This is a genomic window from Halomonas cibimaris, from assembly GCF_055379665.1.
On the sequence record NZ_AP043828.1, the window covers coordinates 430,611 to 446,869 of the forward strand.

Sequence of the window (16,259 nt, forward strand, 5' to 3'; positions counted from 1 at the left end):
CACCCATTATGCACGAATATTTTGGATCAGGCACTTAAATATGCTCCGGGCCCACTTCATCAGGGCCGGTGCCTACATCCTGCTTGGGCTGCAGCCAGGGCATACCGGTCGCCACTTTATAGACCATGGTCATCGTCATGCCGAAAAGACTAGTCATAAAGGCCGTCTGTAGCCCGCCCAGCAGTAGACTGATGCTGTCGTCGATATTATCGGGATCAAAATGCAACAGCCCGATCACGATACCCACAAAGGTACCTAACATCCCCAAGGATGTCAGAAGGTTAGGCGTGTAATGCGTTAGGCTGCGCAGCCAGTCCTTTATATAGCAGACAATGGCTGAGAAAAATAAAACGAGAATCAATAAAAAGAAAACGCCAGTCACATTGCTCGCATCGGTATTGCGCAGCCATGTTTCCAGCAATTCGGGTAACTCCAAAAATATACCCATATGTGAACTTCCTTTGTTGCGTGCTTCGGTTATATATGGACCTACCGATATATTGAATCAGCCCGGTAGGAAAAAAGCATTGTAACTATTTAGCTCATGCTGCCTGATCCAGCTCGTCCTCTCGCATGAAGGCAGGCACCTCACCGGCAAACAGTTGCTCCAGCGCCGTGTGCGCCGCCAGGCCCTGTTTAACGGCCGTCGAGAGGAAACTGCGCATCCGACAGAAGATCTCCGCCCCTTCCCACGAGCGGAAACAGCCCGAGATCTTCTGCTGGACCTTTGTCATCCGCAGGTCGCGCTCTCCCTGGTTGTTGGTGAAGGGAACGGCAGGATCCTCGAGGAAGCGCAGCACGTCATCCTCATACGCCCGGAGGCGTTCGAGCAGGTTGCGCGCTTTGGTGCGCCTGGTGCGCCCACGGGTTCCGGGGGGTGGCCTGGCCGGTGGCGGACATTCGGCCTCACCCTCCGCCAGGCAGTCCCGGTAGCGAACTCGCCAGCGCTGCGCCTCGTCTGCCGGGAGGCAGCCTCCCGCCTCATCGACGGCGCGATTCATGGCCAACAGCCGATCATGCAGCGACGTCGCCCAGGTTTGCTGGTCGTTGTCCCGGACGCCGGTCAGTTCGCGAAGGTGATGGGCATTGCACAGCGCGTGCCGGCAATCGTGGTAGCGGTAATAGGGCTTCCAATGATCATGCACCAGTACTCCCTGGACGTAAGGCAGGATGCCGATGGCGTCCATGGCCTCCTGGCCGCGCTTTGCATGAGGCGCCAGGTAGGTCAAGGCTTCATTCGAGGCGCAGTGCAGCCAGTAGCGCTTGCCACCGACCTGCATCCCGGTTTCATCGGCATGCACGGTAGCCGCTTCACGTAGCGCCGGGATCACCCACTCGGCAAAGGGCTCGGCTCGTCGGCAGGCCTCCTGGTTGAAGGCAAACAGGGTGCCGGTGCTCAGTGACAGGCCATACTGCGACGTCAGCAGCTCCCGAATGCGCGCATAAGGCAGCAGCTGGTATTGGGAGAGATAGACGGCATGCGCCTTGAGACGCGGGCCATACTGGATCGGGCGGGTCACGCCGTCGGGAAACGGCGCTACATGGCGTTGGCCCCGATCATCCTCCAGCACCTCGGCCTGGTACTCGGTCACCACCGACTGGATCACGATGTCCTGGACCTGACGCTTCTCAACGCCGACCGAGTGATACGCTCTCCCCTTGTTGGGCAGAGTGCGGCGATCGACGCGCAACGATACGACCTCATCCGGGTCGGTAACCGGCTCCAGCGTCCTGCCTTCGTGACCCGGTTGCCCGCCGGGGCGACGCTCGCCCTTTGCCCGGGAGCGGCGTTGGCGGTTGAGGTCCTGTGACGGCGGCTTGCTGCTATTGCGGCTGCTGGTCGCCAGCCGGTCCGCCATCAGCTTGACCAGCAGCATCAGGACGTCGATCGCGGCGCGCAGCGAAGGAGAGACCGTGCGGTCTTCCTTGAGCTGCTGCCGGACCCGCTCGAGGGCCTCGTCGACGTTGATATCTCTGATGGTCATGTTGCCTGCTGGGTGGGGGAGTCGAATGACGGTACTATGCCTGAAGGAACAGCGGGTTGGCGAGTCTCACCCGACGCCACCTGAATAGTTACAAAGCATTAAGCGTGAGGTTGAGAGCAACGCGTAGAAAGCGGGGACTTCGGATAAACCGGCACTTTCCAGCCGGCTTATATATCCACATTCACTCTTATTTAGACGGCTTGGCCGCCCGGCTAAGCTACTCAGGCTTGCGCGCCAGCAGCGTGGCAAACTGTAGCCGGGCGCCGTTGTGCATGGTGCCCGGCTCTTCGTTGTATTTGATCAATTCCCAGCCGGCGTAGGCCTCGCGCAGCTGGCCTTCTTGCAGGGTGAAAGGAAACGGCATCGGGCAGGGGTATTGCGGCGTACTCATGGCGCAGACGATCAGGTTGTAGCCGCCGGGACGGGTGTGCGCCTGCATATCGGCCAGCACGGCGGGCACGCTTGCCGGGTTGAGAAACATCAGCGTGACGGTGCAGGCAATTAAGCCGTAGTCGGCGTCAAGCGCGGCCGAGTTGATGTCGTAGACCCGGGGTGTGACGTTGGTGATGCCTTCGGCGCTGAGAATTTGCTGCAGGCTGTTGATGGCCCCGGGATTGTTGTCCACGGCGGTGACGTCAAAACCGCGTTCGCCGAGATACAGCGCGTTGCGCCCGTTGGAGCAGCCCATGTCCAGCGCGCGGCAGGGCTCGATCACCTTGCATGCCTCTACCACTTCGCTGTGGGCGGGGTTCAGGCCGTAGCGGCCGTTGAGATCAGCAGTCATAAGATCACCTTGAGCGGTTAAACGAAGGTCTGCATGGTAGCGCGTCAGGTGCGTCGGCCGAAGGCAATACCCGAGCTTTTTTTAGCAAAAATCCGCGTAAACCTCCGCCCAGTGCGGGCGGAGATACAAGCGGGAACTGCGAAGCAGTTCTAGTCTGGTATCTTCTGCCCCTGAACATAGGCTTTAAGCGTCTCGCTAGTGGCACCGCCTGCACTACAGGCGAAATACGACCGTGACCACAGCGCGGTGTTTTTGCTCAAACGCGGGATATGCGTATTCAGGTAACGCACGCGTCGAGACGACGTGGACTTCAAGTTGTTGACCAGTACGCTGATCGACAGCTTCGGCGGATATTCCACGAGCAAATGGACGTGATCTTGCTCGCCATCGAACTCAAGGATGCGGCAGTCGAGCTTTTCACAAGCAGACTCAAACGCCTCCTGAAGCTGGCCGATCATGTAGCCGTCGAATACCTTGCGGCGATACTTCGTCGTGAAGATGAGGTGAACAACCAGCCGCGTGACGCTGTACCGACCTCGTCGGTAACCTTCTTGTACACTCACTTGATTTTATCCTTCTGATACCTTAATTTATAGGCATTGTAGCAGTGAGCACTGACATGCTTAAGGCCATCAAGGTACGCATTTACCCCACCACCGAACAGGCGGATTTACTGAACCGCCAGTTCGGCGCGGTGCGTTTCTGCTACAACACCGGCCTTCGCATCATGTCCCATCGCTACAAGCGTCACGGCCAGTCGCTGAGCGCCAAACACGACATCAAGAAACTGCTGCCGGTGGCCAAAAAATCGCGTAAATACGGCTGGTTGAAAGAGGCGGATTCGATAGCGCTCCAGCAGGCGTGCATCAACCTTGACCAAGCCTTCCAGCGCTTTTTCGATCCCACACAGAAAGCCGGTTACCCGCGCTTCAAAAGCAAGCGAGGTCGGCAGTCGAGTTACCACTGCGTCGGCGTTAAAAGCGGCGACAACTGGATCAAGGTGCCGAAGATTAAAGCCATCAAGGCGCGTATTCACCGCCCGATGGAAGGCAAGCTCAAGAGCATCTCGCTGTCGCGCACCGTCACCGGCAAGCACTACGCCGCGCTGCTGTTTGAAACGGGGCAGGACGCCCCGGAACGTCTGCAAGACCTCGATGCCTCAAGCGTCGTCGGCCTCGACATGGGCTTGTCGCACCTCGCCATTGACTCGAACGGTCATAAAACACCCAATCCTCGCTTTCTCAAGCAGGCGCAGCGGAACCTCAGGCGAAAACAGCAAGCATTGTCGCGCAGGCAAAAAGGCAGTGCCAATCGGGCTAAAGCCCGCCTGCTTGTTGCCAAGGCGCACGAGCGGGTAGTGAACGCCCGCAAGGACTTCCAGCACAAACTGTCCCGACAAATCGTTGACGATAATCAAGCGGTGATCGTCGAGACGCTGAAAGTCAAAAACATGTTGAAAAATGCCAGACTCGCCAGGCACATTGGCGATGCGTCCTGGCACGCCTTGGTCGCCAAGTTGGCCTACAAAGCAGAGGAAAAGGGAAAGCATCTGGTCAAACTTGACCCGTGGTTTCCCAGCTCCAAAACCTGCCATACATGCCATCACAAGATGGACGCCATGCCGCTAAACGTCCGGTCGTGGGCGTGCCCCGCCTGTCATACACGCCACGACCGGGACATCAACGCGGCCCTGAACATCAAGCATCAACCCGGCTTATTCATGAGGTCGGCTTGAAAATAAAGATGGCGAGGGGTTTCTCTTGTAGAATCAGGATGTTCCAGCCAGAACTTGATTCAAGAGGACCTCTCGCCATGGGTGAAAGATTATCGTCGTGGACGCCTTCCTGCAATGGCTCTGTTCGGGCCGAGATGAGCGGCCACCGCACCACCAGCGATAGCGGCGCCTTGCTGCTGCGTGAAGCCCTCGACAACAGCGGTGTCATCCAGGCGCTGGAAGAGAGCCTGGTCGACCGGCGTAATCCACTGCGTATTCGTCATTCCCTGGCCAGCCAGTTGCGAACCGTCGTGTTGCAGCGCGCCATGGGGTGGATCGACCTGGACGATACCGACACGCTGCGTCACGATCCGCTCTGGCAGCTGGCGTGCAGCGATGCACGCGGGATGACGCCTCTGGCACAGGACCGTCCATCGCAGGCGACGCTGTCGCGGCTGCTGGCGTGCCTTGGGAGTCATGACAACATCGATACCGTGCATGAAGGCCTGTTGCGCCTGGCGATCTGGCGCCTGGCATCGCTGAACCACGGCGAGCAGCCCGATAACCTGACGCTGGACATCGACGGCCTGCCGATCGAGGTCCATGGCCATCAGGGCGGGTCGGCCTTTCACGGGCTGTACGGCACACGCATTTATTCGCCGCTGGTGGCCTCGCTGGCCGAGACCGGTGACATGGTCGGCGGCCTGCTGCGCGAGGGTAACGCGGGCCCTGCCGAGAACGCCGATACCTGGATCCCTCACCTGGTACGGCGCCTCAATGAAGCCACCGGTGCGACAGTGACAGTGCGTATCGATGCCGGGTTTACCGGCAACGATACGCTGCTGGCCATGGAAGAGCGTGATATCGCGTACCTGGGCCGGCTGCGCAGCAACAACACCCTTCAGACGCTGGCGGCGCCGTATCTCAAGCGGCCGCCCGGCCGACCCCCGGACCAGCCCCGGGAATGGTGCCATGACCTTGAATACCGGGCCGACAGCTGGCCCGAGCCACGGCGCGTCGTGCTGGTGGTTCAGGAACGCCCCGACGACCTGTTGCTCCACGCTTTTTTCCTGGTGACCAACCTGAGTCGGTACCACTGGCCGCCGGAAAAGGTGTTATCGCTGTACCGCAAGCGCGGCAGCGCCGAGGCGCACATGGGCGAGGTCAAGTCGGCGCTGGATGTCCACCTCTCGTCGACGGATCGCGGCGCCTCTACCGAGCAGAACGTGATGGATCGCAACGAGGCGAGTCTTCTGCTGAGCCTTTACGCCTATCAGGTGCTGCATGGTCTGCGTTGCGTGCTGGAACGGCAAACCCGACAGGGCTGGAGCCTGATCCGGATGCGTGAGCAGGTCCTCAAGGTGGCCGCCACCCTGATCCTCCACGCCCGACGTATCACGGTCCACCTCGGCGCCGCTGCCGATAAATGGTGGCCGACTCTGCTGAAAGGGCTACCAAAACTGACAGCGTTGCGCTGACGCCTCAGCGGTCGCATAAGCGAGAGAGTGAGACGCCGGTCCTGTCGATGACCGGCGGTTCCGGCTGCCCGGATGACCGACGACAAGGCAGGGAAGGGGCTGAATAACGGCGATAGCAGCCGGACAGAGCGTCACCGGAAGACGGTGCCGTCTCGAAATCGGCATCCGGCGACGAGCTACCGGCTCCCCGGGGCTTCAGGATGCCCAGTCAGCGTTCCGGTGAATAAGCCGGGATCAAGGCATCGTGCAGTTAAAGGCGGCAGGGCTGTCCGTCTCTGCCTACTGAGGCTCGCGTAAAGCCGGCGTACTGTCGGTAGCAGCTGTTGAAGTGGGAAGCCCCGTCCGTGGCGCATTAGCGCGTAGGGCGGGGAGCAGTCACCGTATGCGCCGTATCCACCGGCGCCGTTTAGCCACGGCACAGCTCGGCCAGCAGCTCAAGCGAGCGCAGGCGATCCTCGCGGTCGTAGACATCGGTCACGACCATCAGCTCGTTGGCGCCGGTTTGCTGCAAAAACGCCTCCAGCCCTTCGCGCACGCGTTCGGGCTCACCTACCACTGCCGCGCCCAGGTTTTGTGCTACGGCGGCCTGCTCGCGGGGCGTCCAGTCAATATGCTCCACCGGCGGCAGGCTTTGGGTGCTGCGGCCGCGATGCAGGTTGAGAAATTTCTGCTGGGCGGTGGTGTTCAGGTAGTGGGCGTAGGCGTCGCTTTCGGCCACGATCACCGGCAGCCCCACCATGGCGTAGGGTTCATCCAGCACTTCAGACGGGCAGAACGCCCGGCGATACAGCGCCAGCGCCTCTTTAAGGTGGGCCGGGGCGAACTGCGCGGCAAAGACAAACGGCAGCCCCAGCTGCCCGGCAAGCCGGGCGCTATAGCCGCTGGAACCCAAAAGCCATACCGGAACGTGGGAATTTTGCCCGGGCACCGCGCGAATGCGCTGCCCCGGCGCGGGCGTGCCCAGATAGCGGCGCAGCTCGGCCAGCCGCTCGGGGAAGTCTTCCACCCCGGCGAACGGGTCGCGGCGCAGCGCGCGCATGGTGGCCCCGTCGGATCCCGGCGCGCGGCCCAGGCCCAGATCAATCCGGCCGGGGTGCAAAGCGTTCAGCGTGCCAAACTGCTCGGCGATGACCAGCGGGGCATGGTTGGGCAGCATGATCCCGCCGCTGCCCACGCGAATGCGCTCGGTCTGGCTTGCCACATGGCCGATCAGCACCGACGTCGCCGCGCTGGCAATGCCGTCAATGTTGTGGTGCTCGGCCAGCCAGTAGCGATGATAGCCCAGCGCATCGGCCTTTTGCGCCAAAGCTACGCTGTCTGCCAGGGCATCGCCTGCGCTTTCCCCCTGACGGATCGGCGCCAGATCCAAAACGGAAAGCGGGGTTTGATCGAGTAACGACATACCGGCCTCGCTGCTGATTGCGGTGACAAATTCCAAGTAAAACAAAAATATAGCGCGCCGTCAGGGTAGGCAGCCCCTTGGCGGACCTTCGCTGCTGCTGACATCGGCGGCCAAAAAACGTAGCGTTTTGCACACATGCCGCTACAGGGCCTGCTTGCGCGGCCCACGCTGAGCGCGACCACGGAGATATCGTATGTTCAACACCACCGCCTGGAATCGAATCCGCTACGATCTGTACGCGCCCGTCTACGATGCCGTGGCCGAGCGCGCCTTGCGTCAGGCGCGGCGTGCCTCGCTTTCGCAGATCGAATGGCGGCCGGGCATGCGCGTGCTGCTGGTAGGCGCGGGCACCGGGCTTGATCTGCCCTGGCTGCCGGACGATATCGCGCTTTACGCAACGGATCTCTCGCCGGCCATGGTGCGGCGGCTGCAAAAGCGCGCCGATGCCCTGGGTAAACACGCGCAGATAGAACAAATGGACGCCGAACGGCTCACCTACGCCGACGGCGACTTTGACGCGGTGATCATGCACTTGGTGCTGGCGGTCATGCCCGACCCGGCCTGCGGCCTTGACCAGGCCTATCGAGTGCTGAAAAGCGGCGGCCAGCTGTGCGTGCTGGACAAGTTCCAGCCGGATGCCCGCCCGGCCGGCCTTGCCCGGCGCGCGGCAAACGCGGTGACCTCGGCCATTGCCACCGACATCACCCGCCAGGCGCGGCCGCTGCTGGAAGGCGCGGGATTTGTCATAGAAAAGGATACGCCGGTACTGCTGGGCTCGCTGGTGCGTGCGCTGGTGGCGCGCAAGCCCTCCACCCGCCGTGTAGAACACCGCACCGATTCATGAGTTGGTGCCGGCGTTGGCGGCGCTGTATTCGCCGCCCACGGGAAACACCAGATCATAGGCCCAGTTGAAGACAAAGGCGTAGACGACGTAGAAAAGCGAAAACGAAATATCCATCTGAAAGGCGTGGAAAACAGACATCTCCAGATACCAGGCGATAAACGGCAAAAGCGCCATCAAAAGGCCGACTTCAAACAAAACGGCGTGCAGCACGCGAATGAGCAGGGTTTTGCGCACCTCACCCCGCAGGCGCTTCATGGCGTGGTCAAATCCCAGGTTATAGGCGTAGTTCCAGCAGGTGGCGATAGTCGCCCCCACCACGGCAATCACGCCGATATCGTTCATCGGCTTGGCGAACAGCCAGCCGCCCAGCGGAATCACCAGCAAAAGACCAATTATTTCAAACGAGATCGCATGGCGAAGACGATCCTTGACGGTGCGCATGCAACCCTCCCAGCCGTGCGGCGTATCCAAGTAGTCGGCCAGTGTAACCAACAACCGCCCGCACTTTCAGCCCGAGGCTTTGGCCATGCACCGCGCTGGGCGGCCAGCGGCGTTTCTCCCGGTGCCGCCTGTGCTAGGCTTGGCCCGATTTTACCGCCGTTGCGCACGGCAATACCGGCATACCAACGCGTGCAAGGCACGCTCAGGAGATTTCATGCGAGTGATTCAGGTCAACGAGCCGGCCCAGCGTGACGCCTGCCTGGCGCGGCTGTGTGCCGACACCTTCGGCAGCGAATCGGGCCTTACGCCGCTGCTGCGCTTTGCCGGCGTCACCGGCGTGCTGTTCGAGCAGCAGGCGGCCCGGGTGCTGGCGCTGGTGGACGATGATTCGCGCCCGCTCGCCCTGGCCCTGCTGGTGCTCGACAAGGCCAACCAGGGCATGACGCCGATGCTGATGCTGGATCTTGACACCCCGGCGGGCAGCTCCCCGGCCATGGTGCTGATCCACGAGCTGGCCCAGCGCGCACCGCTGCGCGTGGACGCCAACGACGACGCCGAGCAGCAGCGCCTGACCCACGCCGGCCTTGGCCGCTGGTTCGACGGCCCCCACGGCATCCGCATCGGCCTGAACGACAAGCACCCGGCGACCGCGCTTGCCGACATCGCCACGCCGCTCAGCGTTGACGACACCGCCGTGGCCCAGGGCTTCAAGCGCGACCGCACGCTGTTCGAGCGCTACAAGCAGCGCTTTACCGATAGCCTGGCGAATTTTCCCGCCGCGCTGTAACACCGCCACGTCACGGAGTTCTCATGCTCGGCTCGGGAAAGCGGCGCTTGCGAGGTCAACGCATCATGCCTGGAATCCTGTTACTGCTGCTGGCGGCCTGGCTGAGCATGGGGCTTTGGCAGCGCTACAAGCCGCTGCCCGCAGGCGTCGGCGTCGCCTGGCCTGCCCGGCCGGCGGAAAACGTGCGGCTGCTCACCGATGAAACCTGGTACGACGCCGACGGGCAGCGCCACGTCGATCAGGCGATTTTTGACGAAGTGCTGGCCCTGATCGGCCAGGCGCGGCGGCTGATCGTTGTGGACATGTTTTTGTTCAACGACTTCGCCGGCAGCGCCACAGGCGACGACGCGCGCCCGCTGTCGCGCGAGCTGACCGCAGCGCTGATCGCCCAGAAGCGCCGCTACCCCGAGATGACCGTGAGGGTGATCACCGACCCGCTCAATACGCTTTACGGCGCGCAGCAGCCCGCGCACTTTGCGCGGCTGCGCCGGGCCGGCGTGGAGCTGATCATCACCGACCTTGCCCGGCTGCGCGCCTCCAACCCGCTGTGGTCGGGGCTTTGGCATCTGGGGCTGAACCGGCTGGGCAACGACGCCGGCGGCGGCTGGCTGCCCAACCCGCTGGGGCACGGCCAGATCACCCTGCGCAGCTATCTGGCGCTGGCCAACGTGCGTGCCAACCACCGCAAGACGCTGGTGGTGGATGACGGCGACGGCTGGACCGGGCTGGTGACCAGCGCCAACCCCCACGACGCCAGCAGCCGCCACGACAACGTCGGCCTGCGCTTTAGCGGCCCGGCAGCACTTGACCTGCTGGCTTCCGAACGCCTGCTCGCCGGCTGGTCGAGCAGCGGAAAAGCGCCTGACGCGAGCGCCTGGCCGGCGGCCTCGGCCAAACCGGCCAGGCAAGCGGCACCGGCCACTGACAGCGACGGCCCGCGCCTGCGCATTCTCACCGAAGCGGCCATTCGCGACGCTGTGCTCACCCGCATCAAGCGGGCAAAGCGCGGCGAGCGGCTGGATATCGCGATGTTTTATCTCTCCCACCGCCCGCTGATCGCCGCTCTCAAGGCCGCCAGCGCCCGCGGCGTGGCCGTGCGCGTGCTGCTCGACCCCAACCGCCAGGCCTTTGGCCTGGCCAAAAGCGGCGTGCCCAATCGCCCGGTCGCTGCCGAACTCCACGCGGCCGGCATCGACGTGCGTTTTTGCATCACCCGCGGCGAGCAGTGCCACACCAAGCTGCTGCTGCACCGCCAGGCCCCGAGCGACCCCGCCGCCCGCGCGGCGATGATCCTGGGCTCGGCCAACTACACCCGGCGCAACCTGGACAATCTCAACCTGGAAACCAACGTCGCGCTTGCCGGCCGTACAGACACGCCGGCGCTTGCCGGTGCCGCCGCACTGTTCGAGCGCCAGTGGCGCTCCCCGGCCGAGCGGCGTACCAGCCGGCCCTTTCTCCCCGAAAAGGCCCCCGGCCCGGTCACCTATTGGCGCTACCGGCTGATGGAGGCCACCGGGCTTTCCAGCTTTTAGCCGCGGCCGGGCGTCAGTCCACTCCCTGCATGGTCTTGCGGATAAACGGCAGGCAAACCAGCAGCAGCGCCCCGCTGCCCAGGGCAATGACCGCCATGGTCACGAAATAGGTCACTTCGGTTTCCGGGGTGTAGAGGCCGCCCAGCTCGCCGCCGGAGGCAAAGCCCAGCGACATCGACATGAAAAAAAGCGCCAGCATCTGCGTTTGAAACGCCCGGGGCGCCAGCTTTGTCGAGACCGAAAGGCCAATCGGCGAAAGGCACAGCTCGGCACAGGTAAAGCCAAGCAGCAGCACCACCAGCACGGAAAGCGGCATGCTGTCCGCCAAGCTACCCAGAAACGGCACATAGCCAAGAAAGGTCAGCCCGATGATGCCCATGGCCAGCACGAACTTGCCCGCAGACGAGGGCTGGCGCTTGCCAAGGGTGGTCCAAAGCCAGGCAAACACGCCGGAAAAAACGATGATGGTCAACGCCTGCACGGACACCAGCCAGCCCACCGGCACCGTCCAGCCCCAGAAGTCGCGATTCACGCGCTGGTCGAAAAACGCGGTAATGACGGTATAGAACTGGCTGTAGAGCGCCCAGAAAACCGCGCTGGTCAAAAACAGCGGAATAAAGGCGTACACCCGGCGCTTTTCTTCATTCGTTACCCGATCGGAGCGCAGGATGACGTAGAAGTACGCCACGGAAGCGCAGGCAATAATGCCCAGCAGCACGGCGGCAAGGTTATCGGCGCGCACCCAGCCCGCGGCGATGGCCAGGGCAAGGCCGGCAACGGCCGCGGCGCCGGCGACGGCGTAGCGTTTGGCACTGCCTTCATCCAGCGGCGTCGGCGCGGCCTTTTGCGCCTCCGGCAGCTGCTTGCGTCCCTTGGCATACTGCAAAAGGCCAGCGGCCATGCCCAGCGCGGCGATGCCAAAACCGTAGTGAAAGCCGGCGCTTTGCTGCAAAACCCCGGTGAGCAGCGGGCCGGCAAAACCGCCGACGTTAATGCCCAGATAGAACAGGGAAAAACCCGCATCCCGCCGCGGGCTCCCCGGCGCGTAGAGCGAGCCCACCAGCGACGAGCAGGTCGCCTTGACCCCGCCGCCGCCCAGCGCGATGCACACAAGCCCCACGGCCACGCCGTGGACGCTGGGAATAAGCGCCAGGGCCGCATGCCCCAGCATGACGATAATGCCGGAGTAAAAAAGCGTGCGTTCAGCGCCGAACACCCGATCGGCAAACCAGCCCCCGAGAATCGCCGCCAGATACACCCCGCTGCCGTAGGCGCCGACAATGCCGATCGCCACCGGCTGGCTGATCGCCAGCCCGCCGCGCGTTGTCTCGTAATACAGGTAGATCAGCAGGATCGCCTGCATACCGTAGAAGGAAAAGCGCTCCCAGACCTCCATGCCAAACAGCGTCGCAAGCGGCCAAGGGTGGCCAAAGAAAGTGCGTTCGCGTCGGGCACGGCTGGCGTTTGGCAGGTCGTTCATGTTGGCTCCACATCACTATGCGGCTAGTGATTGATTAAGGCATTAAGCGGACTCGCCGTCGAGCAAGCGGCAGGGCTCGCCGTGCTGTTCAAGCGCGGGGCATTGTATAAAACATGTGCAAATAATTTGGCAAGGCATACGCTAAAACTTTATGCCGCCGGCGGCATTTACCGCGGTGCATCGTCGCATAGCGCAGAATATTATTGAGACCGAGTCTCATTCATGCAAAATGATGCCGTATACACGGTACACGCCCACTCTTGCAAGGAGCCTTTATGCAACGCCTGCCCCTGATCGCCCTGCCGCTGGCCGCCTTCGCGACCCAAGCGCTGGCGCTTGAATACCCCGTCGGCGAGCCTCACCAAAAAAACGGCATGGAAATCGCCGCCGTCTATCTGCAGCCGGTCACCATGGCGCCTGCCGGCAAGCGGGCCGCCGAGAACGCCGATGTACATCTGGAAGCCGATATCAGCGCGCTGCCCGAAAATCCCTACGGCTTCGCTCCCGGTGCCTGGGTGCCCTACCTGGAGATTGACTACGAACTGATCAAAGACGGCAGCGAAACGCCCATTGAAGGGCGCTTTATGCCCATGATCGCCAACGACGGAACCCACTACGGCGCCAACGTCAAGCTCGACGGCCCGGGCAAGTACCGCCTGACCTACACCGTTAGCGCACCGCAGTTTGCCCGCCACATTGACAAGGAAACCGGCGTGCCCGAGTGGTACGACACTTTCCAGGTGGACTACACGTTCGTATACGCCGGCACCGGCAAAAAAGGCGGCTACTAACGCCTATTGCGTGACGGCCGGCGGCCAACCGCTGTCGAAAGCCAAACGCCACCCAAGGAGGCAGCATGAGCGCACAGGCGCCAACGATCGTGGGGTGTAAAAGCGCCGGGGGAACGCAGGCCACAAGCGCTGCCTGCGCCCGGCTCAGCCGGCACCTGAACGCCGGCACGGGGGCTCTCTGATGGGCGGCTGTCAGACAGCGGCCGGCATGGCGGCGCCGCGCAACCCGCGGCTGGCGGCGCTGGGCCAGGCCCTGCAGCGCCATCGCAAGGCCATTCAGGTGATCCAGTGGCTGGTGGTGGGCATCTATGCCGTGCTGCTGCTGGTGCCGGCCTGGCTGCCCCTGCCCGACCACCAGGCACATATTCTTTCCAACCTGACGGTGTTTTCCGCCTTTGTCTTCTGGGGTATCTGGTGGCCCTTTGTGCTGGTCAGCATGGTGCTGTTCGGCCGGCTGTGGTGCGGCGTGTTCTGCCCGGAGGGCTCACTTTCCGAGGCCGCCAGCCGGGTGGGGCTGGGCCGGCCCATTCCGCCCTGGATACGCTGGAAGGGCTGGCCGTTCGTGGCGTTTCTGGGCACCACGCTGTACGGCCAGATGGCCAGCGTCTACCAGTACCCCACCGGCGCCCTGGTGGTGCTGGGCGGCTCCACCGTGGCGGCCGTGGTGGTGGGGCTGATCTACGGCAAGGGCACCCGGGTGTGGTGCCGCCATCTCTGCCCGGTCAACGGCGTGTTCGCCCTGCTCGCCAAGATTGCCCCGGTGCACTACCACACCGACAAGGCCGCCTGGGAAGACTTCAACCGCCGCGCCCGCCAAGGCGAAGTCGTGCGCCACTCCGCCCCCAACTGCGCGCCGCTGATTCCGCTGAAACAGCTCGACAGCACCAGCGACTGCCACATGTGCTCGCGCTGCAGCGGCTACAAGGGCGCGATAACGCTGCAGGCGCGCAAGCCCGGCAGCGAGCTTATCGCCCCGGCGCGCGATCGCCCGGCCAGCGTCTGGGAGTTTGCCCTGCTGGTCTTTGGCCTGCTGGGCATCGCCATCGGCGCTTTTCACTGGACGGCCAGCCCGTGGTTTGTGCCGCTCAAGCAGGCCATCGCCACCTGGCTGGTCGGCCACGGCTGGCTGTGGCCGCTGGAAACCACCGCCCCCTGGTGGGTGCTGACCAACTACCCGGCGCAAAACGACGTTTTCAACCTGCTCGACGGCGCGCTGCTGATCGGCTACATCCTCGCCACCGGGGTGGTGATGGGCACGCTGCTCAGCGTTAGCCTGGCACTCGGCAACCGCGCGCTGGGCGGCTGGTCCTGGCAGCGGCTGTGGCATTTGAGCTACGCGCTGATTCCGCTGGGCGGGCTGGGGGTGTTTCTCGGGCTTTCTACCGTCACGGTAACGCTGCTGCGCGGCGACGGCCTGCGCATGCTGTGGGTCAACGACGCCCGAGCGGCGCTGCTGATCGCCACCGCCGCCTGGTGCGCGCACCTGGGCTGGAAAATCGCCGGGCGCTACGCCACGGGCTTCAGGCGTCTGGGCGGGTTTGCCGGCACGGCGCTGGCCATCGGCGTGGTACTGCTGGCGTGGTGGCTTATGTTCTGGGGGTGGTAGCGTTAAAACGGCGGCGGGCAGCGCCCGTCGCCGTCGCGGTATAAGCGTTAAGCCGGGCCTTATTTACCCAGCATCGCGTCCACGCGTTCGCGGTTGTCGTCGATCCACTCGGCAGCGGAAGTCTCGAACGGCACGCCGTCATCCTCGTACGCGGCCATCATTGTAGTGGCCGGCGTTACCGCGACGGTGCGACAAGCTTGCCGAACGTTTCACGCAGCGTTTCCGGCGCGAAGGGCAGCGCGTCAGCCTCGCTGGCCTGCCAGGCGGTGTAGTCGCCGCCGCCCAAACAAGCGATCATGTTGTCGGTATCCAGCATTTCCAGGGCATACACCCAGTTGGCCATGATCGTCAGCGCGGCCATGTGCGCGCCCTCGTTGGACGCGGTGCACATGTCGTGGACCAGCTGCAGGCGGTAGTCGCGGAAGTAGGCATCGAAGACCGAGGTCATCAAACAGCCGTCGGTCACCACCCCGCCGATAATCAGATGCTTGACGCCCAGGCTTTTCAGCATCAAATCCAGGCTCGTTTCAAAAAAGGCGCTCCAGCGGTATTTGTCGATCACGATATCGCCGTCCTCGGGCGCCACCTCGTCTAAAATATCGATGCTGTCGCAGTTGTCGGCGTAATACAGCGGCTCGCCGCTGGCGTGGCGGGGCTCGTCCAGGGAAAGCCCGACGCCGTCGTGGCGGTTGATCTGGCGGGTATAAATCACCGGAATACCCGCCGCGCGACAGGCCTCGATCGTGCGCTGGGTGTTGCGCACCACCTCGTCCATGCCGAACAGGCCAAAGCCGCTTTCTTTCTGCAAATCGATGACCACCAGGGCCGTATCACTTATCGTCATGCTGTGTTGTCTCCGGTTGGATGCGCGCTATCAGCGCTCACGCGCTTGAGGGGTTTCGGCAGGCTCGGGCCGAGGGAAATGGGCGAAAATCTCGCCGGACTCCATGGCGTTGGCCAGCCGCATGATCCATGTCAGGTAGGCTTTGGAGCCGTTCACTCGCGCAGCGTCCTTTGCCGCGATTTCGCGAATGTCGCTGTCGGCCGCGTTATCGGCCAGATCGCGCATCTGAGGCTCTACCTGCTCCACTGCCTTGTGGATAACGTCGCGCTCCAGGCGCAGCATCTTGACCATGAAGCTCAGGAAATTCTGGAAAAAATCCCGCTCGGCGATATAGTGATCCTTGCGATCGCCTTTTTTCCACACCTTCACCACCATGCCGGTCTCCATGAGCTCACGGATACCCGTGCTCACGCTGGCCTTGCTCATGGCCACTTCGTCTTTGATGTCATCCAGGGTCAACGGCACTTCGGCGAAGTAGAGCACGGCGTAAACCCGCCCCGCGCCTCCTTTTGTATCCACAATCGGCGTATCATGGCCGGCGACGGGCACGGACGCGGGCGCCGTCGCCATC

The 16,259-nt window shown here is 63.0% G+C and carries 16 protein-coding genes; 7 read left to right on the forward strand and 9 right to left on the reverse strand.

Annotation, left to right across the window (positions count from 1 at the left end; all coding sequences use genetic code 11):
• Positions 1–34: 34 nt before the first annotated feature.
• From ACZ415_RS02025 to tnpA, 4 genes are all read right to left on the reverse strand, one after another.
• Positions 35–448, reverse strand: coding sequence for a hypothetical protein (locus ACZ415_RS02025; RefSeq protein WP_344703113.1), 414 nt, complete (start codon positions 446–448; stop codon positions 35–37).
• Positions 449–542: 94 nt separating this feature from the next.
• Positions 543–1,985 (reverse strand): IS66 family transposase, encoded by a 1,443-nt coding sequence (gene tnpC, locus ACZ415_RS02030; protein WP_464387713.1) that lies wholly within the window; start codon positions 1,983–1,985, stop codon positions 543–545.
• 217 nt (positions 1,986–2,202) lie between these two features.
• Entirely contained in the window at positions 2,203–2,769 is a 567-nt protein-coding gene (gene tehB / locus ACZ415_RS02035; RefSeq protein ID WP_344701757.1) for a tellurite resistance methyltransferase TehB, read from the reverse strand.
• 149 nt (positions 2,770–2,918) lie between these two features.
• Positions 2,919–3,332 (reverse strand): IS200/IS605 family transposase, encoded by a 414-nt coding sequence (gene tnpA, locus ACZ415_RS02040; RefSeq protein ID WP_344701755.1) that lies wholly within the window; start codon positions 3,330–3,332, stop codon positions 2,919–2,921.
• 56 nt (positions 3,333–3,388) lie between these two features.
• Between tnpA and ACZ415_RS02045 the strand changes: the two genes are divergently transcribed.
• Both ACZ415_RS02045 and ACZ415_RS02050 read left to right on the forward strand, forming a co-directional pair.
• Positions 3,389–4,504 carry an RNA-guided endonuclease InsQ/TnpB family protein gene (locus tag ACZ415_RS02045; RefSeq protein WP_464387736.1) on the forward strand — a complete coding sequence of 372 codons (1,116 nt, stop codon included), beginning with the start codon at positions 3,389–3,391 and terminating at the stop codon, positions 4,502–4,504.
• A 38-nt stretch (positions 4,505–4,542) separates the two neighbouring features.
• Complete coding sequence (locus tag ACZ415_RS02050; protein WP_464387737.1) at positions 4,543–5,961, forward strand: IS1380 family transposase; 1,419 nt, start codon at positions 4,543–4,545, stop codon at positions 5,959–5,961.
• 406 nt (positions 5,962–6,367) lie between these two features.
• On the opposite strand, the gene ACZ415_RS02055 is transcribed toward ACZ415_RS02050, so the two are convergent.
• Complete coding sequence (locus ACZ415_RS02055; RefSeq protein WP_344701015.1) at positions 6,368–7,363, reverse strand: LLM class flavin-dependent oxidoreductase; 996 nt, start codon at positions 7,361–7,363, stop codon at positions 6,368–6,370.
• Positions 7,364–7,556: 193 nt separating this feature from the next.
• Between ACZ415_RS02055 and ACZ415_RS02060 the strand changes: the two genes are divergently transcribed.
• On the forward strand, positions 7,557–8,207 hold the full coding sequence (locus ACZ415_RS02060) for a class I SAM-dependent methyltransferase (protein WP_344701017.1): 651 nt from the start codon (positions 7,557–7,559) through the stop codon (positions 8,205–8,207).
• Here the strand turns inward: ACZ415_RS02060 and ACZ415_RS02065 are convergent.
• Positions 8,202–8,648, reverse strand: a complete 447-nt coding sequence (locus ACZ415_RS02065) for a PACE efflux transporter (protein WP_344701019.1) — start codon at positions 8,646–8,648, stop codon at positions 8,202–8,204. The two genes, ACZ415_RS02060 and ACZ415_RS02065, sit on opposite strands and share 6 nt — an antisense overlap.
• A 214-nt stretch (positions 8,649–8,862) precedes the next feature.
• Between ACZ415_RS02065 and ACZ415_RS02070 the strand changes: the two genes are divergently transcribed.
• Positions 8,863–9,435, forward strand: coding sequence for a hypothetical protein (locus ACZ415_RS02070; protein WP_344701021.1), 573 nt, complete (start codon positions 8,863–8,865; stop codon positions 9,433–9,435).
• 65 nt (positions 9,436–9,500) lie between these two features.
• Positions 9,501–10,967 (forward strand): phospholipase D-like domain-containing protein, encoded by a 1,467-nt coding sequence (locus tag ACZ415_RS02075; protein WP_344701023.1) that lies wholly within the window; start codon positions 9,501–9,503, stop codon positions 10,965–10,967.
• Positions 10,968–10,980: 13 nt separating this feature from the next.
• Here the strand turns inward: ACZ415_RS02075 and ACZ415_RS02080 are convergent, their stop codons facing one another.
• Positions 10,981–12,447, reverse strand: a complete 1,467-nt coding sequence (locus ACZ415_RS02080; protein ID WP_344701025.1) for a peptide MFS transporter — start codon at positions 12,445–12,447, stop codon at positions 10,981–10,983.
• A gap of 275 nt (positions 12,448–12,722) precedes the next feature.
• Here ACZ415_RS02080 and ACZ415_RS02085 point away from each other — a divergent pair, with 275 nt between their 5' ends.
• Both ACZ415_RS02085 and ACZ415_RS02090 read left to right on the forward strand, forming a co-directional pair.
• Positions 12,723–13,238: an iron transporter gene (locus tag ACZ415_RS02085; RefSeq protein ID WP_344701027.1), complete on the forward strand. Its 516-nt coding sequence runs from the start codon at positions 12,723–12,725 to the stop codon at positions 13,236–13,238.
• Between the two features lie 181 nt (positions 13,239–13,419).
• Positions 13,420–14,844: a 4Fe-4S binding protein gene (locus ACZ415_RS02090; RefSeq protein ID WP_464387738.1), complete on the forward strand. Its 1,425-nt coding sequence runs from the start codon at positions 13,420–13,422 to the stop codon at positions 14,842–14,844.
• A gap of 175 nt (positions 14,845–15,019) precedes the next feature.
• Here ACZ415_RS02090 and ACZ415_RS02095 read toward each other — a convergent pair whose 3' ends face one another.
• Entirely contained in the window at positions 15,020–15,688 is a 669-nt protein-coding gene (locus ACZ415_RS02095) for a cysteine hydrolase family protein (protein ID WP_344701031.1), read from the reverse strand.
• 30 nt (positions 15,689–15,718) lie between these two features.
• The gene (locus tag ACZ415_RS02100; protein ID WP_344701033.1) at positions 15,719–16,258 is read right to left on the reverse strand and encodes a GbsR/MarR family transcriptional regulator; all 540 of its coding nucleotides are present in this window, start codon (positions 16,256–16,258) and stop codon (positions 15,719–15,721) included.
• Between the last annotated feature and the right edge of the window lies 1 nt (position 16,259).

Bases quoted from the DNA above. Each gene is read 5' to 3' on its own strand.
- ACZ415_RS02085 (WP_344701027.1), top strand. From the start codon at position 12,723: ATGCAACGCCTGCCCCTGATCGCCCTGCCGCTGGCCGCCTTCGCGACC.
- ACZ415_RS02060 (WP_344701017.1), top strand. From the start codon at position 7,557: ATGTTCAACACCACCGCCTGGAATCGAATCCGCTACGATCTGTACGCG.
- ACZ415_RS02075 (WP_344701023.1), top strand. From the start codon at position 9,501: ATGCCTGGAATCCTGTTACTGCTGCTGGCGGCCTGGCTGAGCATGGGG.
- ACZ415_RS02050 (WP_464387737.1), top strand. From the start codon at position 4,543: ATGTTCCAGCCAGAACTTGATTCAAGAGGACCTCTCGCCATGGGTGAA.
- ACZ415_RS02100 (WP_344701033.1), bottom strand. From the start codon at position 16,258: ATGGCGACGGCGCCCGCGTCCGTGCCCGTCGCCGGCCATGATACGCCG.
- ACZ415_RS02045 (WP_464387736.1), top strand. From the start codon at position 3,389: ATGCTTAAGGCCATCAAGGTACGCATTTACCCCACCACCGAACAGGCG.
- ACZ415_RS02070 (WP_344701021.1), top strand. From the start codon at position 8,863: ATGCGAGTGATTCAGGTCAACGAGCCGGCCCAGCGTGACGCCTGCCTG.
- ACZ415_RS02095 (WP_344701031.1), bottom strand. From the start codon at position 15,688: ATGACGATAAGTGATACGGCCCTGGTGGTCATCGATTTGCAGAAAGAA.
- ACZ415_RS02025 (WP_344703113.1), bottom strand. From the start codon at position 448: ATGGGTATATTTTTGGAGTTACCCGAATTGCTGGAAACATGGCTGCGC.
- ACZ415_RS02065 (WP_344701019.1), bottom strand. From the start codon at position 8,648: ATGCGCACCGTCAAGGATCGTCTTCGCCATGCGATCTCGTTTGAAATA.
- ACZ415_RS02080 (WP_344701025.1), bottom strand. From the start codon at position 12,447: ATGAACGACCTGCCAAACGCCAGCCGTGCCCGACGCGAACGCACTTTC.
- tehB (WP_344701757.1), bottom strand. From the start codon at position 2,769: ATGACTGCTGATCTCAACGGCCGCTACGGCCTGAACCCCGCCCACAGC.
- tnpC (WP_464387713.1), bottom strand. From the start codon at position 1,985: ATGACCATCAGAGATATCAACGTCGACGAGGCCCTCGAGCGGGTCCGG.
- ACZ415_RS02090 (WP_464387738.1), top strand. From the start codon at position 13,420: ATGGGCGGCTGTCAGACAGCGGCCGGCATGGCGGCGCCGCGCAACCCG.
- ACZ415_RS02055 (WP_344701015.1), bottom strand. From the start codon at position 7,363: ATGTCGTTACTCGATCAAACCCCGCTTTCCGTTTTGGATCTGGCGCCG.